At 69.0% G+C, this 21,281-nt stretch carries 17 protein-coding genes; 13 read left to right on the top strand and 4 right to left on the bottom strand.

Features of this window, described 5'->3' with window-relative positions; all coding sequences use genetic code 11:
• Nucleotides 1-214 precede the first annotated feature (214 nt).
• Nucleotides 215-1,375 (bottom strand): serine hydrolase domain-containing protein, encoded by a 1,161-nt coding sequence (locus ACTIFS_RS02380; RefSeq protein WP_439572427.1) that lies wholly within the window; start codon nt 1,373-1,375, stop codon nt 215-217.
• A 271-nt stretch (nt 1,376-1,646) separates the two neighbouring features.
• Between ACTIFS_RS02380 and acs the strand changes: the two genes are divergently transcribed.
• The 4 genes from acs to ACTIFS_RS02360 all read left to right on the top strand — a co-directional run bounded on the left by acs (nt 1,647) and on the right by ACTIFS_RS02360 (nt 6,658).
• Entirely contained in the window at nt 1,647-3,599 is a 1,953-nt protein-coding gene (gene acs, locus ACTIFS_RS02375; protein ID WP_439572426.1) for an acetate--CoA ligase, read from the top strand.
• A gap of 2 nt (nt 3,600-3,601) precedes the next feature.
• A complete protein-coding gene (locus tag ACTIFS_RS02370) occupies nt 3,602-4,345 on the top strand; it encodes a hypothetical protein (RefSeq protein WP_439572425.1) in 744 nt (247 codons plus the stop codon).
• A gap of 9 nt (nt 4,346-4,354) precedes the next feature.
• Complete coding sequence (locus ACTIFS_RS02365; RefSeq protein WP_439572424.1) at nt 4,355-5,812, top strand: M48 family metalloprotease; 1,458 nt, start codon at nt 4,355-4,357, stop codon at nt 5,810-5,812.
• Nucleotides 5,813-5,890: 78 nt separating this feature from the next.
• Nucleotides 5,891-6,658 carry an SDR family oxidoreductase gene (locus tag ACTIFS_RS02360; protein WP_439572423.1) on the top strand — a complete coding sequence of 256 codons (768 nt, stop codon included), beginning with the start codon at nt 5,891-5,893 and terminating at the stop codon, nt 6,656-6,658.
• Between the two features lie 3 nt (nt 6,659-6,661).
• On the opposite strand, the gene ACTIFS_RS02355 is transcribed toward ACTIFS_RS02360, so the two are convergent.
• Nucleotides 6,662-7,192: a L,D-transpeptidase family protein gene (locus ACTIFS_RS02355; RefSeq protein ID WP_439572422.1), complete on the bottom strand. Its 531-nt coding sequence runs from the start codon at nt 7,190-7,192 to the stop codon at nt 6,662-6,664.
• Between the two features lie 134 nt (nt 7,193-7,326).
• On the opposite strand from ACTIFS_RS02355, the gene ACTIFS_RS02350 reads away from it, so the two are divergent.
• From ACTIFS_RS02350 to ACTIFS_RS02340, 3 genes are read left to right on the top strand one after another with little or no spacing between them, the layout of a single operon-like run.
• A complete protein-coding gene (locus ACTIFS_RS02350; RefSeq protein ID WP_439572421.1) occupies nt 7,327-8,013 on the top strand; it encodes a response regulator transcription factor in 687 nt (228 codons plus the stop codon).
• 21 nt (nt 8,014-8,034) lie between these two features.
• Nucleotides 8,035-8,484 carry a cyclic nucleotide-binding domain-containing protein gene (locus ACTIFS_RS02345; protein WP_439572420.1) on the top strand — a complete coding sequence of 150 codons (450 nt, stop codon included), beginning with the start codon at nt 8,035-8,037 and terminating at the stop codon, nt 8,482-8,484.
• 12 nt (nt 8,485-8,496) lie between these two features.
• On the top strand, nt 8,497-10,839 hold the full coding sequence (locus tag ACTIFS_RS02340; RefSeq protein WP_439572419.1) for a PAS domain S-box protein: 2,343 nt from the start codon (nt 8,497-8,499) through the stop codon (nt 10,837-10,839).
• A gap of 7 nt (nt 10,840-10,846) precedes the next feature.
• Here the strand turns inward: ACTIFS_RS02340 and ACTIFS_RS02335 are convergent, their stop codons facing one another.
• On the bottom strand, nt 10,847-11,278 hold the full coding sequence (locus ACTIFS_RS02335) for a globin domain-containing protein (RefSeq protein ID WP_439572418.1): 432 nt from the start codon (nt 11,276-11,278) through the stop codon (nt 10,847-10,849).
• 287 nt (nt 11,279-11,565) lie between these two features.
• Complete coding sequence (locus ACTIFS_RS02330; RefSeq protein ID WP_439572417.1) at nt 11,566-12,300, bottom strand: response regulator transcription factor; 735 nt, start codon at nt 12,298-12,300, stop codon at nt 11,566-11,568.
• A 111-nt stretch (nt 12,301-12,411) separates the two neighbouring features.
• Here ACTIFS_RS02330 and ACTIFS_RS02325 point away from each other — a divergent pair, with 111 nt between their 5' ends.
• The 6 genes from ACTIFS_RS02325 (at nt 12,412) to metW (ending at nt 21,274) form a co-directional block, all read left to right on the top strand.
• On the top strand, nt 12,412-13,134 hold the full coding sequence (locus ACTIFS_RS02325; protein ID WP_439572416.1) for a response regulator: 723 nt from the start codon (nt 12,412-12,414) through the stop codon (nt 13,132-13,134).
• 1 nt (nt 13,135) lies between these two features.
• The gene (locus ACTIFS_RS02320; protein WP_439572415.1) at nt 13,136-15,115 is read left to right on the top strand and encodes a PAS domain S-box protein; all 1,980 of its coding nucleotides are present in this window, start codon (nt 13,136-13,138) and stop codon (nt 15,113-15,115) included.
• Between the two features lie 366 nt (nt 15,116-15,481).
• Entirely contained in the window at nt 15,482-18,958 is a 3,477-nt protein-coding gene (locus tag ACTIFS_RS02315; RefSeq protein ID WP_439572414.1) for a helicase-related protein, read from the top strand.
• A gap of 26 nt (nt 18,959-18,984) precedes the next feature.
• Nucleotides 18,985-19,359: an RNA-binding S4 domain-containing protein gene (locus tag ACTIFS_RS02310; protein ID WP_439572413.1), complete on the top strand. Its 375-nt coding sequence runs from the start codon at nt 18,985-18,987 to the stop codon at nt 19,357-19,359.
• 101 nt (nt 19,360-19,460) lie between these two features.
• Nucleotides 19,461-20,636 carry a homoserine O-acetyltransferase MetX gene (metX, locus tag ACTIFS_RS02305; RefSeq protein WP_439572412.1) on the top strand — a complete coding sequence of 392 codons (1,176 nt, stop codon included), beginning with the start codon at nt 19,461-19,463 and terminating at the stop codon, nt 20,634-20,636.
• Nucleotides 20,633-21,274 carry a methionine biosynthesis protein MetW gene (gene metW / locus ACTIFS_RS02300; protein WP_439572411.1) on the top strand — a complete coding sequence of 214 codons (642 nt, stop codon included), beginning with the start codon at nt 20,633-20,635 and terminating at the stop codon, nt 21,272-21,274. Before metX ends, metW begins: the two co-directional genes overlap by 4 nt.
• The last annotated feature ends 7 nt before the right edge of the window (nt 21,275-21,281 follow it).

Raw genomic sequence — 21,281 nt, 5'->3', positions numbered from 1 at the left:
ACAGGCGAACACCTGCCGTCACCCCCGGCGAGGCCAAAGGCCGAGGGAAGGGGGTCCAGCCTGCCAGCCTCGCTCTCGCGCGAAAGTCTGGATCCCCTTCCCCTCGCTGCGCTCCGCCGGGGATGACGGGTGACGGCAAGAGAAGGAATGATCGCAGTGCTGAACCGGGATGCCCCACTTCGTTTCCGCTGCACCCACCCGGCACTCGGCCGCCTCACCTCGCCCGATACACTTCCCGCTCGAAGGCCTTGAACAGCTTGACCGAGCGCGGATCGAAGAACGGCACCACCTGCGTGATGAACACGCCGGTGAGGCCGCTGGCCGGATCGATCCAGTAGAACGTGTTGGCAAAGCCGCCCCAGAACAGCGAGCCGGCGGCGCGGCCCTCGGCGCTCCGCTCGCGGTTGATCTGGAAGGCCAGCGTCCAGCCGGTCGGCTGGCCCCCGAAGAAGTCGACCTGCCGCAGGCCCATCGGCGACATCAGCCCCATGGCGGGGATGGTCATGTGGGGAATCTGGTCGGTGCCGAGCGCGGCGACGCTCGCCTCCGACAGGATGCGGGTGCCGTCCAACACGCCGCCGTTCAGCAGCATGCGCGTGAAGGCCAGATAGTCCCCGGCGGTCGAATAGAGCCCGCCGCCGCCGGAGGCAAATTCCGGCTCCTGCACCACCACCATCGGCGTCGGCACGTAGCTGCCGTCCTCCTTCACCGCATGGACGGTCGCGCGCCGGGCGTGCTGGTCCGGACCGAGGCGGAACATCGTGTCCGACATGCCGAGGGGGCCGGCGATGTTCGCCGCGAAGACCTGCTCGAGCGTTGAACCCGTCACCGCCTCCACCACCTGCCCGGCCCAGTCGGTGCTGATGCCGTAGACGAAGGCCTCGCCCGGATCAGCGATCAGCGGCGCGGCGAGCGAGGCCTTCAGCCCCGTATTGGTCGTAGGCAAACCGGTCGCCTTCATGTATTTGCGGATGGCGCCGGAGGCGAAGTCATAGGCATAGCCGGATGTGTGGGTGAGCAGGTCGCGCACCGTCACGGGTCGCTTCGGCGCCCGCATCACCGGCTGGCCGCCCGCATCGAATTCGGCCAGCACCTGCACCGCCCCGATCTGCGGGCAATAGCGGCCGGCCGGCGCATCCAGTTCCACCTTGCCGCGCTCGACCAGTTGCATGAGGGCGACCGTGGTCAGCGCCTTTGTCATGGAGGCGACCCAGGCGACCGTATCCGGCGTCATCGGATCCGGCCGGTCGAGACCGCGCAGGCCGAAGGCGCCCTCGTAGAGCACGCCGGTCCGGTCGCCGACCGCCGCAACCACGCCGGGCACCGCGCCGGAGGCCGTGGCTTCGGAAAGAATGGTGTCGATCGCCTGCTTCATGCCCCGCCCCGGACCGTCCTGAGAGGCGGCACCTTGGGCGGGCCGGGCCGGCCGGGTCAATCGGGCCGGATGACCGGTATCCCCGCGCCGCAGCGACCAAAGTGTGAGCGGGCCTCTCTTGAGCCGCCTGCTTTCCCCGACGTATTGTCCGCCCGGCTGCAAGGCCCCACGAACAGAACCGCCTCGTGAAGGCGGCACCACGCGCGAGCACAACAAGCATCGTGACCGGCATGGCCTCCTCTCGCGGCCGGCCGGCCCTGGAGGGAAGCCCATGTCGTCCGAGAAGCTCTATCCCGTCAGCGCCGAATGGGCGGCCCGGGCCCATCTGGATGCGGCCGGCTACCGGGCCATGTACGAGGCCTCGCTCGCCTCTCCCGACGCGTTCTGGGCCGAGCACGGCAAAAGGATCGACTGGTTCCGGCCGTTCACGAAGGTGAAGAACACCTCCTTCGACCCGCACAATGTCTCGATCCGCTGGTTCGAGGACGGCACCACCAACGTCTCCTACAATTGCGTCGACCGGCATCTGGCAAAGCGCGGCGACCAGGTGGCGATCATCTGGGAGGGCGACGATCCGAAGGACGACGCGCGGATCACCTACCGCCAGCTGCATGCCCAGGTGATGAAATGGGCCAATGTGCTGAAGAGCCAGGGCGTGTCGCGGGGCGACCGGGTCACCATCTACCTGCCGATGATCCCCGAGGCGGCCTATGCCATGCTGGCCTGCACCCGCATCGGCGCCGTCCACTCCATCGTCTTCGGCGGCTTCTCGCCGGATTCGCTGGCCGGCCGCATCGAGGATGCCTCGACATCCGTCGTGATCACCGCTGACGAGGGCCTGCGTGGCGGCCGCAAGGTGCCGCTCAAGGTCAATGTCGATGCCGCCTGCGACAAGGCCCCCGGTGTCGTGAAGAGCGTGATCGTGGTCAGGCGCACCGGCTCGCCCGTGGCCATGACGGCGGGGCGCGACCACTATTATGCCGACCTTGCCGCCTCCGTGCCGGACGAGTGCCCGCCGGAGGAGATGAACGCCGAGGACCCGCTGTTCATCCTCTACACCTCCGGCTCCACGGGAAAGCCGAAGGGCGTGCTGCACACGACCGGCGGCTATCTGGTCTATGCCTCGATGACCCACCAGTATGTCTTCGACTACCACGACGGCGACATCTACTGGTGCACCGCCGATGTCGGCTGGGTCACCGGCCACAGCTACATCGTCTATGGTCCGCTGGCCAACGGCGCCACCACGCTGATGTTCGAGGGCATCCCCACCTGGCCCAGCATTTCCCGCTTCTGGGAGGTGGTCGACAAGCACAAGGTCAACACCTTCTACACGGCACCGACCGCCATCCGCTCGCTGATGGGCGCCGGCGAGGAGCCGGTGAAGCGGACCTCGCGCGCCTCGCTGCGGCTGCTCGGATCGGTGGGCGAGCCGATCAATCCGGAGGCCTGGGAATGGTATCACCGGGTGGTGGGCGAGGGCCGTTGCCCGATCGTCGACACCTGGTGGCAGACCGAGACCGGCGGCATCCTGATCACGCCGCTGCCCGGCGCCATCGCGCAGAAGCCGGGTTCGGCGACGCTGCCCTTCTTCGGCGTGCGGCCCGAGATCGTCGATGCCGAGGGCAAGGTGCTCCAGGGCGCCTGCGAGGGCAATCTCGCCATCGCCGATTCCTGGCCGGGCCAGATGCGCACGGTGTTCGGCGACCACGAGCGCTTCGTCCAGACCTATTTCTCCACCTATGCCGGCAAGTATTTCACCGGCGACGGCTGCCGGCGCGATGCCGACGGTTATTACTGGATCACCGGCCGGGTCGACGACGTTATCAATGTCTCGGGCCACCGCATGGGCACGGCGGAGGTCGAATCCGCCCTCGTCGCCCATCCGAAGGTCTCGGAAGCCGCGGTGGTCGGCTATCCCCACGACATCAAGGGCCAGGGCATCTATGCCTATGTCACCCTGATGACGGGCGAGGAGCCTGCCGAGGCGCTGCGCAAGGAACTGGTCGCCTGGGTGCGCAAGGAGATCGGCCCGATCGCCTCGCCCGACCTCATCCAGTTCGCTCCCGGCCTGCCCAAGACCCGCTCGGGCAAGATCATGCGCCGCATCCTGCGCAAGATCGCCGAGGACGAGTTCGGCGCGTTGGGAGACACCTCGACGCTGGCCGATCCTGCCGTCGTCGATGACCTGATCAACAACCGGCAGAACCGCAGGGGCGCCTGACCATGGGCGCCGCGCGCCTCCTGGCGGCGGCGCTCGTTCACGGCACCTGTGTCGTCGCGGGCGGTCAGGTGCTTGCCTGTTCGCCCGAGGGCGCGGAAGCCATACCCGGCCTGCGTGCCGATTCACCGCTCGTTCTGGCCGCTCCCGATGGACGGCGCTTCCGTCTCGTCGCCCTGGCGGGCGAGGTGCAGGTTCCGGCCTCGGACGCGACCCGCCTGGCCATTCTCGGCACGGCCGACCGGCACGGGCGCCTGCCGGTCCTTGCGCTGGGTGCGGATAGCCTCCTCGAGGCCGGCCTGCTGCGCGCCGGCACGGCCCGCCTCACCCCGGCCCGTGCCGTGCCGCGCGACTGCTGGCGCCTGATGGAGGCGGCCGAGACCGAGGCCGTGACCGCCCGGCGTGGCATCTGGGCAACGGCTGGCACAATTCTCGATACAAACGATACGGAAGCCCTGAAGGCCCGCGACGGGCTGTTTGCCGTCGCCGAGGGCCGCGTGCGCAACGTCCGGACCGTCAATCGCATCACCTACGTCAATTTCGGCCCGCCCGGATCGGGGGCCCTGACCGTGACCATCCACCAGCGCGACATGCCCGCCTTCCGCAATGCGGGGCTTGAACCTGCCGCATTCCGCGGGCAGATGCTGCGGGTGCGCGGGACCGTGACGGTCCGGCGCGGCCCCTTCATCGCGGCGGCGATGCCGGAGGCGATCACCATCGCAGCGGCGCCTGTCAGCGGCGCGAGGTAGCCCGGGACCGTGTTTCGGTTCACAGGAGCGTGGGAGGGGTATTGCCGGACGGCGGGTCCGGCAACGATCGCGCTTGCCCTGAGCCTTGCCGGCTGTGCCACCGCCCCCGATCCGCTGCCGACCCCCCTGCCCACTCCCGTGCCGACAGAGAGCCGGCTGCCGCCGCTCACCTCGCGCGACCACCAGCGCATCCTCGCCGCATTCGGCGGCGAATACAGCGCGCCGAACCTCGAGCGGCTGGGGGCCGAGATTCTCGAACGGCTCGCAGCCGCCTCCGACCGGCCCGAGCAGCGCTATCGCCTCACCCTGCTGAACTCGGCCACCATCAACGCCTTCGCGCTGCCCTCCGGCCAGATCTACGTCACCCGCGGCATGCTGGCGCTGATCAACGATGTCAGCGAATTCGCCGCCGTGCTCGGCCACGAGATGGCCCATGTCTCGGCCCGCCATGCCAGCCAGCGCGAGGACCGGGTGCGGACCAGCGAGCTGGTCGCCGTCATGCGCGCCCGCCTGCTGAACGACACCGCCGGTGCCGAGGCCCGCCGCGCCGAGGCCCGCGTCTCGCTCGCCGGCTTCTCGCGCGCCCAGGAGCTGGAGGCGGATGCAATCGGCGTCGCGCTGATCGCAAAGGCCGGCTACGATCCCTACGGCGCCTCCCGGTTCCTGCAGAGCATGGACCGCAACGCGGCCCTGCGCGGGGCACGCGGCGGCGAGGAGGGGCCGGACTTCCTCGCCTCCCATCCCTCCACCCCCGAGCGCATCCGCCAGGCCGTGCTGTCGGCGCGCCAGTTCACGGCGCCGGATGGCCGGCCACGCGACAGCGAGCGCTTCCTGCGGGCGGTGGAAGGCATCACCTTCGCCGAGGATCCGCGCCAGGGCGTCGTGCGCGGGCGCACCTTCATCCACCCCCGCCTCGGCTTCACCGTGACGGCGCCCGAAGGCTTCACGCTGGAGAATTCGCGCTCGGCGGTGACCGGCCTCGGTCCGAACGACATGGCGATCCGGCTTGACGTCGTGCGGGTGCCGGCCAGCCAGTCGCTCACCACCTATCTTGCCTCGGGCTGGATCGACGGCCTCGCCGAGGACACGGTCGAACAGGTCAACGTCAACGGCTTCCAGGGTGCAACGGCCGTGGCACGCGGGTCCGACTGGTCGTTTCGCATCATGGTCATCCGGTTCGGCAGCGAGGTGTACCGGCTGATCTATGCGGCCCGCGATCTGAGCGGCGAGGTGGATGGCTCCTTCCGCGCCTCGATGAACAGCTTCCGCCGCCTGACCAGCGAGGAGGCCGCGATCAGGCCCCTGCGCGTGCGGGTGTTGCGTGCCGGTGAAGGCGACACGGTCGAGACCTTTGCCCGGCGCATGCAGGTGCCGGACCGCGCCGAGGAGAGGTTCCGCGCCTTGAACGGCCTCGGGCCGACGGACCAGCCCCGTGGCGGGGAACTGGTCAAGTATGTCGCGGAGTAGCCGTCAAGGTCCCGCTTGCCTTGTCTCGCCGCTTCGCTTTTGCTGGCAGGCGGAGTGCGCATACCGGGGAACGGCGCCATGACCTTGAAGAGCTTCGACCTCACCGGGCGCCGCGCGCTCATCACCGGATCAGGCAGCGGCATCGGCCTGTCGTTCGCCGAGGGGCTGGCAGGTGCCGGCTGCGAGATCGTTCTGAACGGCCGGGACGAGGCCAAGCTCGGCAAGGCCAGGGAGACGCTCGAGGCGAAGGGCTTCAAGGTCGCCACGCAGGTCTTCGACGTGACCGATCCGGACGCGGTCACCGACGGCGTCAACGCCATCGAACGCGATCTCGGGCCGATCGACATTCTCGTCAACAATGCCGGCATGACCATTCGCCAGCCGCTGGAGGACTTCCCCGTTGACGGCTGGCGCCAGGTCATGGCGACCAACATCGACAGCGTCTTCTATGTCTCGAAGGCGGTGGCCCGGCACATGATCCCGCGCGGCTACGGCAAGATCATCAACACCTGTTCGGTGATGAGCGAACTCGGGCGCCCGACGATTGCCCCCTACACCGCCTCCAAGGGCGCCGTGAAGATGATGACCCGCCAGATGGCGGTGGAATGGGGACCGAAGGGAATCCGCTCCAACGGCATTGCGCCGGGCTATTTCCGCACCGACCTGACCGACGCCCTGGTGAAGGACGAGATCTTCTCCACCTGGCTCGCCAGACGCACACCGCTCGGCCGCTGGGGCGATGTGGCGGAACTTCAGGGCGCCTGCGTGTTCCTCGCCGCGCCCGCCTCCGACTTCGTCACCGGGCATATCCTGTTCGTGGATGGCGGCCTCACCGTCTCGGTGTGAGGCTCAGCGCACCACCATCACGGCCCGTCGCGACAGGCGCGGCAGGATCCGGGCAAAATCGGCAATCCGGATGGCGACGCAGCCGGCGGTCGGCGTGAAACCCTCACGCGCTCCGTGCCAGAAGATGGCGCTGCCCCTGTGGCGGTGCACCGGACGGTCGTTCCAGCCGAGTTCGACGATGACATCGTAGAGCCTGTCGTCGCGCATCAGTCGCTCCTCGGCCGGCCCCGGCGGGCGGCGGATCAGCCGGTTGTAGCGGCGGTCGGCCGCATCGTCGCACCAGGCGTCGTCGGCGCGGATGGCGCGCACGGGCCGGAGCGACATCGGCCGGACCCTGCGGTCGGCCCGGACGAACACCCGGCGCAGGGGCAGCTGCGCGCGCGGTGTGGCGCCGTCGCCCTCGCGCTTCGCGGCCCGGATTCCGCCGCGTCCGAGCGCGCAGGGAAAGGCGGCGAAGCCGACATGGACCATGCCGCGCGACGGCCTGCCGGGCAGGGCATGGACAAAAATGCGTGTGATCCGGCCTTTCGCCATCAAACGGTCATCCATATCTCTAGGAGCAGACAGGCGACCTGTAGCGGTCTCGGCCGTTTGCGCGAAGCCTGCTTCTGTGTCCTATTCTGGTGGCCGTCCCCGCGTGCCGCCCTTTCCCACATCCGGGTGATTCGATGAGTCAGGTGCGCAAGATCCTCCTGTGCGACGACGATGCCGACATGCGCGAGGCCCTCTCGGAGCAGCTCGCGCTGCACGAGGAGTTCGACGCCACCACCACCGACAGCGCCACCAAGGCCATCCAGCTGGTCAAGGGCGATCACATCGACCTCCTGATCATGGATGTCGGGCTGCCGGACATGGATGGCCGCGAGGCGGTGAAGATCATGCGCAAGGGCGGCTTCAAGAGCCCGATCATCATGCTCACCGGCCACGACACCGATTCCGACACGATCCTCGGTCTGGAAGCCGGCGCCAACGACTATGTCGTCAAGCCGTTCCGCTTTGCCGTGCTGCTGGCCCGCATCCGCGCCCAGTTGCGCCAGCATGAGGCGAGCGAGGATGCGGTCTTCCAGATCGGCTCCTACACGTTCCGTCCCTCGTCCAAGCTGCTGATCACCGAGAAGAACGGCAAGGTCCGGCTGACCGAGAAGGAGACGGCGATCCTGCGCTACCTTTACCGGCAGGGCGTCAAGCCCGTCTCGCGCGAGATCCTGCTCTCCGAAGTCTGGGGCTACAATTCGGGCGTCACCACCCATACGCTGGAGACTCACATCTACCGGCTTCGCCAGAAGATCGAGAAGGATCCCGGCAACGCGTCCCTTCTCGTCACAGAGGGCGGCGGCTACAAGCTCGTGCCCTGACCCTTCCACGAATCGGAGCCCATGGCCCTCGAAGACGATATTGCGCTTCTGTCCCGGGTTCCGCTCCTCGCAGCCATCGGCGCCGAGCCTATCCGGCTGCTCGCCTTCTCAGCCGAGACGCGGGTGCTGCGCGCCGGCGACGTCCTGTTCCGCGAGGGCCATGCCGCCGATTCCGGCTATGTCGTGGTCGAGGGCGCCCTGACGCTCTCCGGCAGCGGCGGCCTTGGGGAGCACCGGGCCGGGCCGGGCGCGCTGGTCGGCGAGATCGCCCTGATCGTCGAGACATCCCGGCCGGCGACCGCGGTCGCGGCCGAGCCGACGACGGTGCTGCGCATTCCGCGCGCCCTGTTCCGTCGCGTCCTGACCGAGTTTCCGGATGCCGCGCTCCGCGTCCACGACGATTTCCGCGGCAAGATCCGGCAGACCACCGGCGAACTCATGCGCGTGCGCCGGCTTTTTGCCGGCAACTGAGCGCCCGGGCGCTTGACGCCACGGCAAGGCCCGACCAATGTCCGCGGCATGGCCGAGACCGGCGCGCCCGATGCCCTTGCTCCCCGGCAGCCACAGCGGGGGGCGGACCTGTCCCGGCGCTTCGCCGGGCTGCTGACCGTCTGCGGCCTGCCGCTTCTGCTTCTGGTCCTGCTGCTCGCCTGGTCCACCTATGGCCGCGCGGAGATCACCGCTCAGGCGCTGGACCATCTCGTCCAGCACGTCGTCCTGGTGTTCGGCATCGTCGCGACCTTCACGGTTCTGGCCCTGCTGGTCTGGCGCCAGTTCGTTGCCCCGGCGGTCGAGCTTGCCCGCTTCGGCGCCGAGGCGCGGCAGGGCATGGAGACGCCGCTCCCGGAGGTGCCGGCGCCCTGGATGCCGCTGCGCGCGCAGATCGGCGCGGCGATCGCCGACGAACGCGCCAAGTTCCACCAGTTGCGCGCCATGATCGACGGCATCCCGCTGAGGACGGTCTATGTCGATCATGAGCTGATCTACCGGGACGCCAACCGGGAATTCCTCGACTTCGTCGGCAAGACCCGCGACGAGGTCATCGGCCACACGGTCGGGGAAATCCTCGGCCCCCGCGTCGTCGAGCAGTACGAGTCCATGTCCGCCCGCGTCCAGGGCGGCGAGACGATGCGCTGGGAAGGCTGGATCGACTTCGTCAGCCGGGGCGGGCGCTATCTGCAGGTCTCTCTCATTCCCTACCTGCCCATCGGGGCCAGCAAGGTCGGCTTCCTCACCTTCACCCGCGACCTCACCGAGCAGAAGCTGGGCGAGCAGGAGCTAGCCCGCAGCGAGGCCCTCAACAGGGCCGTGGTTCGCGCATCCCTCGACGCCATCATCGTCACGGACGAGGACTGGACGATCCTGGAGTTCAACCCCGCCGCCGAGGACATGTCGGGCTACACGCGCGACGAGGCGATCGGCATGAAGGTCACCGAACTGGTCATTCCGCAGGATCTGCGCGAGGAGCAGACCAGCGCCATGGAGCGCTACAAGACGCGCGCCGACGGCACCGGCCTCGCCCGCCGCTTCGAGACCTTCGGCCTGCGCAAGGACGGCAGCAACTTCCCCATCGAATATTCCGTCAACTCGGTGCGCTTCGGCGAGCAGCGCCTGTTCATGGCCCATGTCCGCGACCTGACCGAGGCGCGCCGGATGACCGCCGAGGCGGAGGCAAGCCGCGAGCGCCTGCATCAGGTGGAAAAGCTCTCGGCCATGGGGTCGCTGCTGGCGGGGGTTGCGCACGAGCTGAACAATCCGCTGGCCATCGTCATCGCCCAGTCGTCCCTCTTGATCGAGAAGGCGCCGAGCGATGACGTGCGCCGCCGCGGCGAGCGCATCCATGCCGCCGCCGAGCGCTGCGGTCGCATCGTCAAGAGCTTCCTCGCAATGGCGCGCCAGAAGCCGCCGCAGCGCGAGCCTGTGGACATCAACACCATCGCCGCCGGCGCGCTCGACATGGTCGCCTATGGCCTGAAGAGCTCGGACATCGCGGTCCAGGCCTCGCTCGCGCCGGGACTGCCGGCCATTTCCGGCGACCGCGACCTGCTCGGCCAGGTTCTTGCCAACCTGCTGATCAATGCCCAGCAGGCGCTGATGGACCGGCCGGCGCCGCGCATCGTGCGCCTCGAGACCGCCCTGCGCGACGGCAAGGTGGCCATCACCGTCGCCGACAACGGGCCGGGCGTGCCGGAGGACCTGCGCCGCAAGGTCTTCGATCCCTATTTCACCACCAAGCCGGCGGGCGTCGGCACCGGCATCGGCCTGTCGATCTGCCGGAACGTGGTCGAGGCCCATGGCGGCGAGGTGCGCCTCACCAACGAGGCCGGCGGCGGTGCGCGCTTCGACATCGTGCTGCCGGCCGCGGCGCAGGTCGTGCAGGCCGTGGCCGCGCCCGGAGCGGCACGCGGCAGGACCGGCCTCACCATCCTGATCGTGGATGACGAGGCGGATGTCGCCCGCAGCCTGGCCGAGATCGTCGAGGGGCTCGGCCACAGGCCGATCGTCGTCGACCGCTCGACGGCCGCACTCGAGCGCATCGGGCAGGAGCGGTTCGACATCGTCTTTGCCGACCTCCGGATGCCGGGTCTCGATGGCATCGACCTGCGCGACCGCATTCATGCCCGCGATCCGGCGCTCGCCGACCGAACGGTGATCGTCACCGGCGACACGGTGGCCGGTCCCGACCGGCTGGCCAAGGCGCTCGGCAGCGAAGTGGTGGTCCTGGAGAAGCCCTTCACCTTCGATGAGGTCCGGCAGGTTCTCGGCCGGCTCTCGGCCGCGCTGAACGGCGGGTCGGCGGCGGCGCGGCCCAACGGCCGCGCCTGAGCCCCGTTCATTCGGCAGCGGTGCGCAGCGCCGCGTCGTCGGCCGCCTCGATCATGGCATCGGCCAGCGTGCCATAGGCCAGCGCCCAGGCGGATTCGGAGGCGTGGTCGAAACTGTCGCCGAGCGTCTCCGACAGCGTCTTCAGAAGCGCCTCACCGACCGCATTGTAATGGTCGGGGGTCACGCCATAGCCGGCGTGGCGCATGCCCAGCGCCCGCACGTCGTCGATGACGGCGGCGAGGTTGTCGAGCGACAGGATGACGTGGGCCAGCGCCTGGACCAGCTTGACGCGCTGCGGGCGCATGTCACCGGGGAACAGCGGGCGCAGCGTCGGATGCGCATCGAAGAGATTGTCGTAGAAGGCGGCGGAAAAGCCGTCCTTGTTGTGGGCGATGAGGCCGAACTGGCGGCGCACGGTGGCAATCTGCTGGGGTGTCATGGTCGGGTGTCCGGATCGGGTCTTGTCAGGTTGACCCATCCTGGCCCGGCGTCCCTTCGCTTCGATGGCAGTCAGGCGCCCGTCCTGTTTCCATCATTTCCGGGCCGGGCCGTCTCCGATCGTGGCTGAAACATGGCCGCGCCGGCCGCGACATCATCCCGTGGCGTGGGCGCTGCAGGTTTCGGCCATGCGCCGGCGGCGAAACGAACCTGCCGGACGATCCCGGACCCTCGATGCGACCCTTCCAGCCTGCATGTGAACGAGGCCCCTGCCAGCTGCGCCAGGGTTCAGGCCGGATCGCCGGCCTCCGGAGCGGTGTCTGCGACCCCCGCCGCAGCCGCGGCGCCGTGGTCGGGCATGTCGAACACGTAGCCATGGCCGCGCACCGTCCGGATCGCCTCCGTGCCGAGCTTCCGGCGCAGGCGCGCAATGCGCGAATCGATCGCCCGGTCGAAGGCCTCCTCGTCCTCCGCCGGCGCCTGTTCCATAATTTCCTCGCGCGTCAGCACCTTGCCCGGATTGTCGGCAAAGACGCGGATCAGCGCCACCTCCCCGGCCGAGAGCCGCTCGGTCGAGCCGTCGGTCTTGAGCACGCGGGCGGCCACAAGGTCGACCGAGGCCTGCTCGAACACGACCAGGTTGCGCCTCCGGCCGAGGCGACGCTGAAGGATGCCGGCAACCCGCGCCGCCAGTTCGCGCAGGTCGATCGGCTTCTGGACGTAATCGTCGGCGCCCAGTTCGAGCCCCAGGACCCGGTCGACCGGATCGGGATTGCCGGTCAGCACCAGCACGGCCACGTCATTGGCCAGGTCCATGCGGATCAGGATATCGATTCCCCCCTCGCCAGGCAGGCCGAGGTCGAGGATGATGAGATCGGGCCGGGTGCGCGCCAGATAGGGCTCAAGCTCCCAGGCCGCAGCCAGACAGTCGACGTCGTAGCCGAGATCGCCCAGATATTCCTGAACCGCCCCGGCCCAGTCGGGCTCGTCATCGACGATCGCGATCCGGCCACGCCGCGCCATACCCACGCCTTTCCGATGCAGACGCCGGCTTATCCGTCGCCTGCCGATCGTGCATCCTAGTTTGCAGCCGCATGCGATGTCATCATCGCCAAGAGAACAAGGGCATAGCGCATGAAGACGACGGTCGCCATCGTTGACGACGAAGAGCATCTGCGTGAGGCGGTTGCCGAATATCTGGACCTGCAGGGCTTCGAGGTGCTGAGCTTCCGCAGCGCCCAGGCCTTCCGCGAAGGCTCGCCCGGCCGCACCATCGACGTGGCGATCCTCGACATCGCCATGCCGGGCGAGGACGGGCTCTCGCTCGCCCGCCATATCCGGCGTTCCGGATCGACCGGGATCATCATGGCAACCGCCGCCGGCCGGCCGATCGACAGGATCGTCGGTCTGGAGATCGGCGCCGACGACTATCTGGTGAAGCCCTACGAACTGCGCGAGCTGCTCGCCCGCATCAAGAGCGTGCTGCGCCGCGTCAAGGCAGCACCGGCCGCAACCGGAACCGCGACGCCGGCCGCCCAGGAGGGGCGCAGCCTCAAGTTCGGTCACCTCACCCTCGATCTCGACGCCCGCCGGCTGACCGGCCAGGAGGGCAGCCCGATCGAACTGACCGCCATGGAGTTCGACCTCCTTCAGGCGCTCGCCACCCGCCCGAACCGCGTCCTGTCGCGCGGCCAGCTGCAGGAATTCGCCCATGGTCGCAGCGCCGACGAGAGCGACCGCTCCATCGACATCCGCGTGACGCGCCTGCGCAAGAAGATCGAGCCCGATCCGGAGCATCCGCGCTTCATCAAGACCGTGCGCGGCGAGGGCTATGTCTTCGTGCCCGGCGGGGCCTGACGTGGCACCGGCCGAACCGTTGCGCGAGGCAGGGCCGCCGGAGGGCTTCGGCGCCCTGCTCGACGACCGCGTCCTGGCGCCCGGCGGGCGGCTCGATGCCGGCATCCTCGGCACGCTGTTCGATGCCCTCCCCGCCCGGGTCGTCGCCCTCGATGCCGACGGGCGCTATGTCTATGCCAATCGCGAGGCACTCGACTTCTTCGGCGCGAGCCTCGACGAGATCACCGGCAGGACCGTGGCCGAGGTGCTCGGCGAGGCCATGGACCAGCGCACCACGCCGCTGCTCGAACAGCTCCGGCTGGGCGAAACCCCGCGCTGGACCGACTGGGCGGTCTACAAGGACGGCCAGCGCCGGTTCGTCGAACAGCTTTACGCGCCCTGCATGGGCAGCGACGGACGCCTGATCGGCTTCCTCGCGTTCATCCGCGACATGACCGAACTGAAGCTGCGCGAGGAGACGCTGGAGCGGCGGCTCGCCGCCCTCGACGAACAGGAGCGCGTCAGCACCGCCATCATCAAGACCTCGATCGACGCCATCATGGTGGTGGACGAGGAGGGCGTGCTCCTCGACCTCAACCCGGCCGCCATGACCACCTTCGGCTATTCGCGGGCCGCGGCGGTCGGTCGGACGATCGCCGACCTGATCATCCCGCCGACCATGCGCGGCGCCCATGCCGCCGGCATGGCGCGCTACACCGCGACCGGCATCAGCCGGGTGCTCGACCAGCGGCTGACAGTCAATGCCATGCGGGCCGACGGCACGATCTTTCCGATCGAGCTGACCATTTCCGAAATCCGCCTGCCGGGCCGGCGCGTGTTCACCGCCCACCTGCGCGACCTCACCGCCGCCCGCGCCGCCGAAGAGGAAATGGCGCGCCAGCGCGACCGCCTTCACCAGGCCGAGAAGCTGTCCGCCATGGGTTCGCTGCTGGCCGGCGTCGCCCACGAACTGAACAATCCACTGGCCATTCTGGTTGCCCAGTCGACGCTGCTGGTGGAGACATCGAGCGACCTGAACCAGCGTCGGCGTGCCGAGCGCATCCATGCCGCCGCCGAGCGGGCCGGCCGCATCGTCAAGAGCTTCCTCGCCATGGCGCGGCAGAAGCCCGAGAAGCGCGAGCATGTCGCGGTCAACCCGCTGATCAGCGCCACCATCGACATGCTGGCCTATGGCCTGCGCAGCCACGGCATCGGCGTCGAGACCCGCCTCGATCCCACCGGACCGGCGGTGATCGCGGATGCCGACTTCCTCGGCCAGGTCATTGCCAATCTGGTCGTCAACGCCCAGCACGCTCTGGCCGAACAGCCCGAGCCGCGGCGCATCGTGCTGGCGACGCGGCACGAGCCCGACACGGTCGTGATCGAGGTCAGCGACAACGGTCCCGGCGTGCCCGCCCATCTGCGCGAGCGCATCTTCGAGCCCTATTTCACCACCAAGCCGACGGGCGTCGGCACAGGTATCGGGCTGTCTATCAGCAAGTCGGTGGTCGGAGCGCATGGCGGCACGATCGCGCTCGACACCGCCGCCGAGGGCGGGGCCCGGTTCGTCATCAGGCTGCCGGTCGCAACCGCCCAGCCCGGCGCCGGCACGCCCGCCGCGGACACGGCCGACGGCAGCTTCCGCGTCCTCGTGGTGGACGACGAGACCGATGTGCGCGAGAGCCTCGCGGAAATGCTCGAACTGCTCGGCCACCAGGTGCTGCCGCCTCTGGGCGCCAGGGAGGCGCTGGACAGCGGCGTCGCACTCATGGCGGATCTGGTCTTCGTCGACCTGAGGATGCCCGGCATTGACGGCCTGCGCTTCCGCGACGCGGTGCTCGCCAGCAACCCGCGCCTCGATGGGCGGGTGGTGATCATGACCGGCGACGCGGTGGAGGGACCGGGCCTGATCGCGCGCCACCCTGACGCGGCCCGCATTCCCATCATGGAAAAGCCGTTCACGCTGGGCGACGTGAAGCGCATCCTCGCCGAGTATGACTGAGACGGCTCCCTGAAAGCGTCAATGCGTCACGTCTTGCTCTCGGTCGCCTGTGTTATGAACCAGGCCGCCAGAGTCGAGCAATTCAGCGAAACGGCGCCTTCGGCAAGCGTCAATGCATTCGTCAAGCATTCGTTAACCTTGCGACCCGTATCGGGACCTTGATCGACTCTTGCGCCGTCATGCTCGACTTGAACGGCGACATGCAGCGACTCGCAGCCGCCGCTGGAAATCAGAACGAATCGTGATTCTCTCTAGGTCAGCGATTCGGGCCTGATTCGTTCGCCTATCGTTCCGGTCGTGAACGAGGCACGCCGTGACACCGAAATGTCACGCCATTCCCGTCCCGGCGTGATACACAGGCTGCGAATGACCCTGTCGCTTCCGCCACTGCCCCCCGCCCTCCGCGGGCGTGGGGTAACAGCAGTCCTTGGCCCCACCAACACGGGCAAGACGACGCTCGCCATCGAGCGGATGCTGGCACACCCCTCCGGCATGATCGGCCTGCCGCTTCGCCTTCTGGCGCGCGAGGTTTATGCGCGGCTGGTGGCGCGTGCCGGCGAGGGGTCGGTCGCACTCGTCACCGGCGAGGAGAAGATCAAGCCGCCCGGCGCGCGCTTCTGGGTTTCGACGGTCGAGGCCATGCCGCTGGACCTCGACGTGTCGTTCCTCGCCATCGACGAGATCCAGATCGCCTCCGATCTCGAGCGCGGCCACATCTTCACCGACCGGATCCTCAACCGGCGCGGCCGCGACGAGACCATGCTGCTGGGTGCCGCCACCATGCGCGGACCCATCGAGCGCCTGATCCCCGGGGCCAACATCGTCACACGCCCGCGCTTCTCCACCCTCGCCTTTGCCGGCGAGAAGAAGATCACCCGCCTGCCGCGGCGCTCGGCCATCGTCGCCTTCTCGGCCGACGAGGTCTATGCCATCGCCGAACTGATCCGCCGCCAGCGTGGCGGCGCAGCCGTGGTGCTCGGCGCCCTGTCGCCGCGCACACGCAATGCCCAGGTGGAGATCTACCAGTCCGGCGACGTCGACTACCTGATCGCCACCGATGCCATCGGCATGGGCCTCAATCTCGACGTCGACCATGTCGCCTTCGCCTCCGACCGGAAGTTCGACGGCTATCAGTTCCGCCGCCTGAATCCGGTGGAGTTCGCGCAGATCGCCGGGCGGGCCGGCCGGTCCAACCGCGATGGCACCTTCGGCACGACGGGCCGCTGCCCGCCCATCGAGGACGATCTGGTCCAGGCGCTGGAGAGCCACGCCTTCGAGGGCGTGAAGGTGCTGCAATGGCGCAACACCGATCTTGATTTCGCATCCGTCGAGACGCTGCGCGACAGCCTCGACCGGGTGCCCGAGGAGCCGGGCCTGACCCGCTCGCCGCTGGCGATCGACCAGCGCGTCCTGGAGACTTGCCTGCGCGACCCGGACGTTCACGCGCGGGCCCGCGGGCGCGAGGCGGTCACGCGTCTGTGGGACGCCTGCATGATGCCGGACTACCGCAAGATCGCGCCAGCGAGCCATGCCGAGCTGGTCTCGGCCATTTTCGGCTTCCTGACCGGCCGCCTGGGGCGCATTCCCTCCGACTGGATCGCCAGCCAGGTCGCACTTGCCGACCGCACCGACGGCGACATCGACACGCTGTCCAACCGCATCGCCCATATCCGCACCTGGACCTTCGCCGCCAACCGTCCGGACTGGGTCGACGACCCCGTTCACTGGCAGGCCGAGACGCGCCGGGTGGAAGACATTTTGTCCGACGCGCTGCACGAACGCTTGACGCAGCGCTTCGTCGATCGCAGGACGAGCGTGCTGATGCGGCGCCTAAGGGAAAACACAATGCTCGAGGCCGAAATCTCCAGGACCGGCGACGTCACCGTCGAGGGCCAGCATGTCGGACGCCTCGAGGGCTTCCGCTTCGCGCCCGATCCGCAGGCCGGCGACGGCGAGGCAGGCCGGGCGCTGCGCGCAGCGGCGTCCAAGGCCCTGGCCGGCGAGATCGACGCCCGCGCCGAGAAGTTGGCCGGCTCCGGCGACGAGACCTTCATACTGTCCAGTGACGGCACCATCCGCTGGCACGGCGAGGCGGTGTCGAAGCTCGTCCCCGGCGAGAAGGCTCTGGCGCCGCGCGTGCGCATCCTGTCCGACGAACAGCTGACCGGCGAGCCACGCGACCGCGTGCAGGCCCGCCTTGACCTGTGGGTCCATGCCCAGATCGAGAAGCATCTCGGTCCGGTCACCGCGCTGGAGAAATCCGAGGAACTGACAGGCCTTGCCCGCGGCGTGGCGTTCCGTCTCTCCGAGGCGCTTGGTGTGATCGAGCGCGCGAAGATCTCCGACGACGTCAAGCAACTGGATCAGGAGGCGCGCGCGGCTCTGCGCAAGCTCGGCGTCCGGTTCGGCGCCTACCACATCTACCTTCCGGCGACGCTGAAGCCGGGTCCGAGGGCGCTTGCCCTGCAACTGTCCATGCTCAAGGACGACAAGCTGGAGCAGAAGGGCCTCGCCGAACTGCCGGCGCTGGCCGCATCCGGCCGCACGTCGATTGCCATCGATCCGGAGATCGAGCGCGACCTCTACCGCCTCGTGGGTTTCCGGGCGCTGGGAACCCGCGCCGTCCGGGTCGATATCCTGGAGCGGCTTGCCGACCTGATCCGCCCGGCACTTGCCTGGCGGCCCGGCACGCCATCCCCGGCGCCTGCCGGTCACTATCCCGGCGGCGGCTTCACCGTGACGGTGGCCATGACCTCGCTGGTCGGCTGCTCGGGCGAGGATTTCGCCTCGATCCTCAAGGGCCTCGGCTACCGGGTGGAGAAGCGGCCTGCACCGCCGAAGCCGGCCGAGCCTGTGGCCGCGCCTCAGGCCGGGGCGGCAGAGACCAGCGCTGACGAGACCGTCGCCGCCGACCTGCCGGCACCCGAGAGCACAGCGTCCGACGAGGTGACAATAGAGCCTGCCGGCGAGGTCACCGCCGAAGGCGAACAGCCCGATGCCGTCGCGGCGGAACCGGTGGCGGTCGCCGAGGAAGCCGGGCCCTCGTCTGATACTCTCTCGCCTGATGCGCCCTCGCCTGACGCGGCTGCGTCTGCCGGGCCTGAAGCCGCCGAGGCCGGTGCGGCCGAACCTGATGCCGCAGAACCTGTTGCTGCCGAACCTGTCGAGACCGAGCCGTCTGCCGCAGCAGCGGATGGCGGCCAACCCGCCGACAGCGCTGCCGCTCCGACAGAGGAGGCACCGGCGACGGAAACCGCCTCCACATCCCCGGATGCCGATACGGCGTCTGACACCGCTCCCCCGGCGCCGGAGAATGCGGCTGCCGAGCCTGAACTGGTGGAGGTCTGGCGCCCCGGCGGGCGGATGGACGGCGAGCGGCCACAGCGCCGCGAGTTCCGTCGCGGCGGCGAGCGCGACGGCAAGGGTCCGCGGCGCGACCAGCGCCCCGGCCAGCGTGGGCCCCAGCAGGGCGGCGGCCGGCGCGACGGCGGCCAGCCGGCACCAGGGGATGCGGCCACCGGTGGCCCGGTCGCAGGAGCCAATCCCGAAGGCGCCCGGCCGGAAGGCGAGACCCGCGAGGGCGGTCGCCCCCCGCGCCGCGACCAGCGCAAGTTCCGCGACTTCCGCATGAAGCCCGGCGAAGGGCAGCGGGCCGATGCCCCGCGCGGCGAGGGCCAGCGCGGTGACGGCAAGCGCCACGAGCGACCCCATCGCGACGACAGGCCGGACCATCGCGGCCAGCGTCAGCCGGATCGGCCGCCGCGGCGCGAGAAGGAACCCGATCCGCTGTCGCCCTTCGCCAAGCTGGCGGCGCTCAAGGACGCATTGACCAAGAAGCCCTGAGGCGGGCGGAGAGGCAGGCAACGAGCTTGAGCGAAACCGGCAGGCTGCGCATCGACAAATGGCTCTGGTTCGCCAGGGTGGTGAAGACGCGCAGCGCCGCGGCGGCGCTCTGCGAGGACGGGTCGGTCCGGCTCAACGGAACGCGCATCGACCAGGCTCACAAGCCGGTGCGCATCGGCGACGTGCTGACGGTCGCCGTCGCCAACCGCGTCAAGGTGCTGAAGGTGGTGTCGCTCGCCGAACGGCGCGGCCCCTACAGCGAGGCCCAGCACATCTACGAGGACCTCTCCCCCGAGCCGCCGCGCACCGAACTGCCCTCGCCCGTCGCAGAGCGTGAGCCAGGCGCCGGCCGCCCCACCAAGGCCGAGCGGCGGCAACTCGACCGGTTCAGGGACGAGTAGATCGGTCTCCAGGCGCCGATCACGATGATTCCGCTTGCACGGAACCCGGCGTTCGGAATAACGAACATTCTGATTGTTGAGAGAAACGCCGCGCCGCCGCCATGTCCCGCGCCCTGCGCACCACCGACGACCTTGCCCGCCTGCAGGCCGACCGGCCTGCCGGGCTGGTGGCCCATTTCGGACCCGACGAGCCGCTGATCCTCGATGCCGGCGTTGCCCTGACCCCGTTCCAGATCGGCTATCAGACATACGGCGCGCTGAATGCCGAGCGCTCCAACGCCATCCTCATCTGCCACGCGCTGACCGGCGACCAGCATGTGGCCAACGACAATCCCGTCACCGGCAAGCCCGGCTGGTGGGACATCATGATCGGTCCGGGTCGGCCGATCGACACCGACCGCTATTTCGTCATTTGCTCGAACGTACTCGGCGGCTGCATGGGCACGACCGGCCCGGCCTCGACCAACCCCGCCACGGGCGAGCCCTATGGCCTGACGCTGCCGCTCATCACCGTGCCGGACATGGTGCGCGCCCAGGCCATGCTCGTGCGCCGTCTCGGCATCGACAGCCTGTTCTGCGTGCTCGGCGGTTCCATGGGCGGCATGCAGGTGCTGCAATGGGCTGCCGGCTATCGGGACATGGTGTTCGCGGCCATGCCGATCGCCACCTCGGCGCGTCATTCGGCGCAGAACATCGCGTTCCACGAGGTCGGCCGCCAGGCGATCATGGCCGATCCGCAATGGCGCAGCGGCCGGTATCTGGCCGAAGGCACGCGCCCGTCCTCAGGCCTGGCGGTGGCCCGCATGGCCGCTCACATCACCTATCTCTCGGATGCCGCCCTGCACCGAAAGTTCGGCCGCCGGTTCCAGGACCGCCAGGCCCCGACCTTCTCCTTCGACGCCGATTTCCAGGTGGAGAGCTATCTTCGCTACCAGGGCGAGGCCTTCGTCGAACGGTTCGATGCCAATTCCTATCTCTACGTGACGCGCGCCATGGACTATTTCGATATCGCAGCCGACCACGGCGGCTCGCTGGCCAGCGCGTTTGCCGGCACCAAGACGCGCTTCTGCGTCGTGTCCTTCACCTCGGACTGGCTGTTTCCCACCGCCGATTCCCGCCAGACCGTCCACGCTCTGAATGCGTCCGGAGCCTCGGTCTCCTTTGCCGAGATCACATCCGACAAGGGCCACGACGCCTTCCTGCTCGACGAGCCCGAGCTGTTCGCCATCACCCGCGGGTTCCTCGCCTCCGCCGGGCGTGCCCGAGGCCTGAAATGAGCCCGGACCTGACCATGTCGGCGCTGCCGGGGCCTGTTCGCCCCGATTATCTCGTCATCTCCCGCCTGATCGCTCCCGGCTCACGCGTGCTCGATGTCGGCTGCGGCGATGGCGGCCTGCTCAAGCTGCTGCGCGACGAGAAGGGCGTGGACGGCCGCGGCATCGAGCTGTCGCGCGAAGGGGTCAACCAGTGCGTCGCCGAGGGCTTGGCCGTGGTGCAGGGCGACGCCGACACGGACCTCGCCTTCTACCCCGACAATGCCTTCGACGTGGTAATCCTGTCGCAGACAATCCAGGCGACCCGCGCGCCGCGCGTCGTGCTGGAGCACATGCTGCGCATCGGCCGGCAGGCCATCGTGTCGTTTCCGAATTTCGGCCACTGGCGGCTGCGGCTGGAACTCGTCACCCGCGGCCGGATGCCGACCACCGAGAACCTGCCCTACCGCTGGTACGACACGCCGAACATCCATTTCTGCACGATCCGCGACTTCGTCGATCTGGTACGCGAGCTCGACGCCGCAATCGAGCATTCGACCGCGCTCGACTGGCACGGCCGTGAGGTGCGCATGAATGCGCCGTGGTGGTTCTGGAACCTGTTCGGCGAGCAGGGCGTGTTCAAGCTCCGCCGCGAGGGCTGAGCGCCCG

Source organism: Phreatobacter sp. (genome assembly GCF_051860605.1).
Taxonomy (GTDB): domain Bacteria; phylum Pseudomonadota; class Alphaproteobacteria; order Rhizobiales; family Phreatobacteraceae; genus Phreatobacter.
The sequence above is the reverse complement of the archived record's forward strand: the minus strand, read 5'-3'. Positions and strand labels throughout refer to the sequence as shown.

Excerpts from the sequence above, each read along its gene's own strand:
- ACTIFS_RS02350 (WP_439572421.1), top strand. The coding sequence starts at position 7,327 with ATGAGTCAGGTGCGCAAGATCCTCCTGTGCGACGACGATGCCGACATG.
- ACTIFS_RS02325 (WP_439572416.1), top strand. The coding sequence starts at position 12,412 with ATGAAGACGACGGTCGCCATCGTTGACGACGAAGAGCATCTGCGTGAG.
- metX (WP_439572412.1), top strand. The coding sequence starts at position 19,461 with ATGTCCCGCGCCCTGCGCACCACCGACGACCTTGCCCGCCTGCAGGCC.
- metW (WP_439572411.1), top strand. The coding sequence starts at position 20,633 with ATGAGCCCGGACCTGACCATGTCGGCGCTGCCGGGGCCTGTTCGCCCC.
- ACTIFS_RS02370 (WP_439572425.1), top strand. The coding sequence starts at position 3,602 with ATGGGCGCCGCGCGCCTCCTGGCGGCGGCGCTCGTTCACGGCACCTGT.
- acs (WP_439572426.1), top strand. The coding sequence starts at position 1,647 with ATGTCGTCCGAGAAGCTCTATCCCGTCAGCGCCGAATGGGCGGCCCGG.
- ACTIFS_RS02330 (WP_439572417.1), bottom strand. The coding sequence starts at position 12,300 with ATGGCGCGGCGTGGCCGGATCGCGATCGTCGATGACGAGCCCGACTGG.
- ACTIFS_RS02315 (WP_439572414.1), top strand. The coding sequence starts at position 15,482 with ATGACCCTGTCGCTTCCGCCACTGCCCCCCGCCCTCCGCGGGCGTGGG.
- ACTIFS_RS02380 (WP_439572427.1), bottom strand. The coding sequence starts at position 1,375 with ATGAAGCAGGCGATCGACACCATTCTTTCCGAAGCCACGGCCTCCGGC.
- ACTIFS_RS02335 (WP_439572418.1), bottom strand. The coding sequence starts at position 11,278 with ATGACACCCCAGCAGATTGCCACCGTGCGCCGCCAGTTCGGCCTCATC.
- ACTIFS_RS02345 (WP_439572420.1), top strand. The coding sequence starts at position 8,035 with ATGGCCCTCGAAGACGATATTGCGCTTCTGTCCCGGGTTCCGCTCCTC.
- ACTIFS_RS02355 (WP_439572422.1), bottom strand. The coding sequence starts at position 7,192 with ATGGCGAAAGGCCGGATCACACGCATTTTTGTCCATGCCCTGCCCGGC.
- ACTIFS_RS02360 (WP_439572423.1), top strand. The coding sequence starts at position 5,891 with ATGACCTTGAAGAGCTTCGACCTCACCGGGCGCCGCGCGCTCATCACC.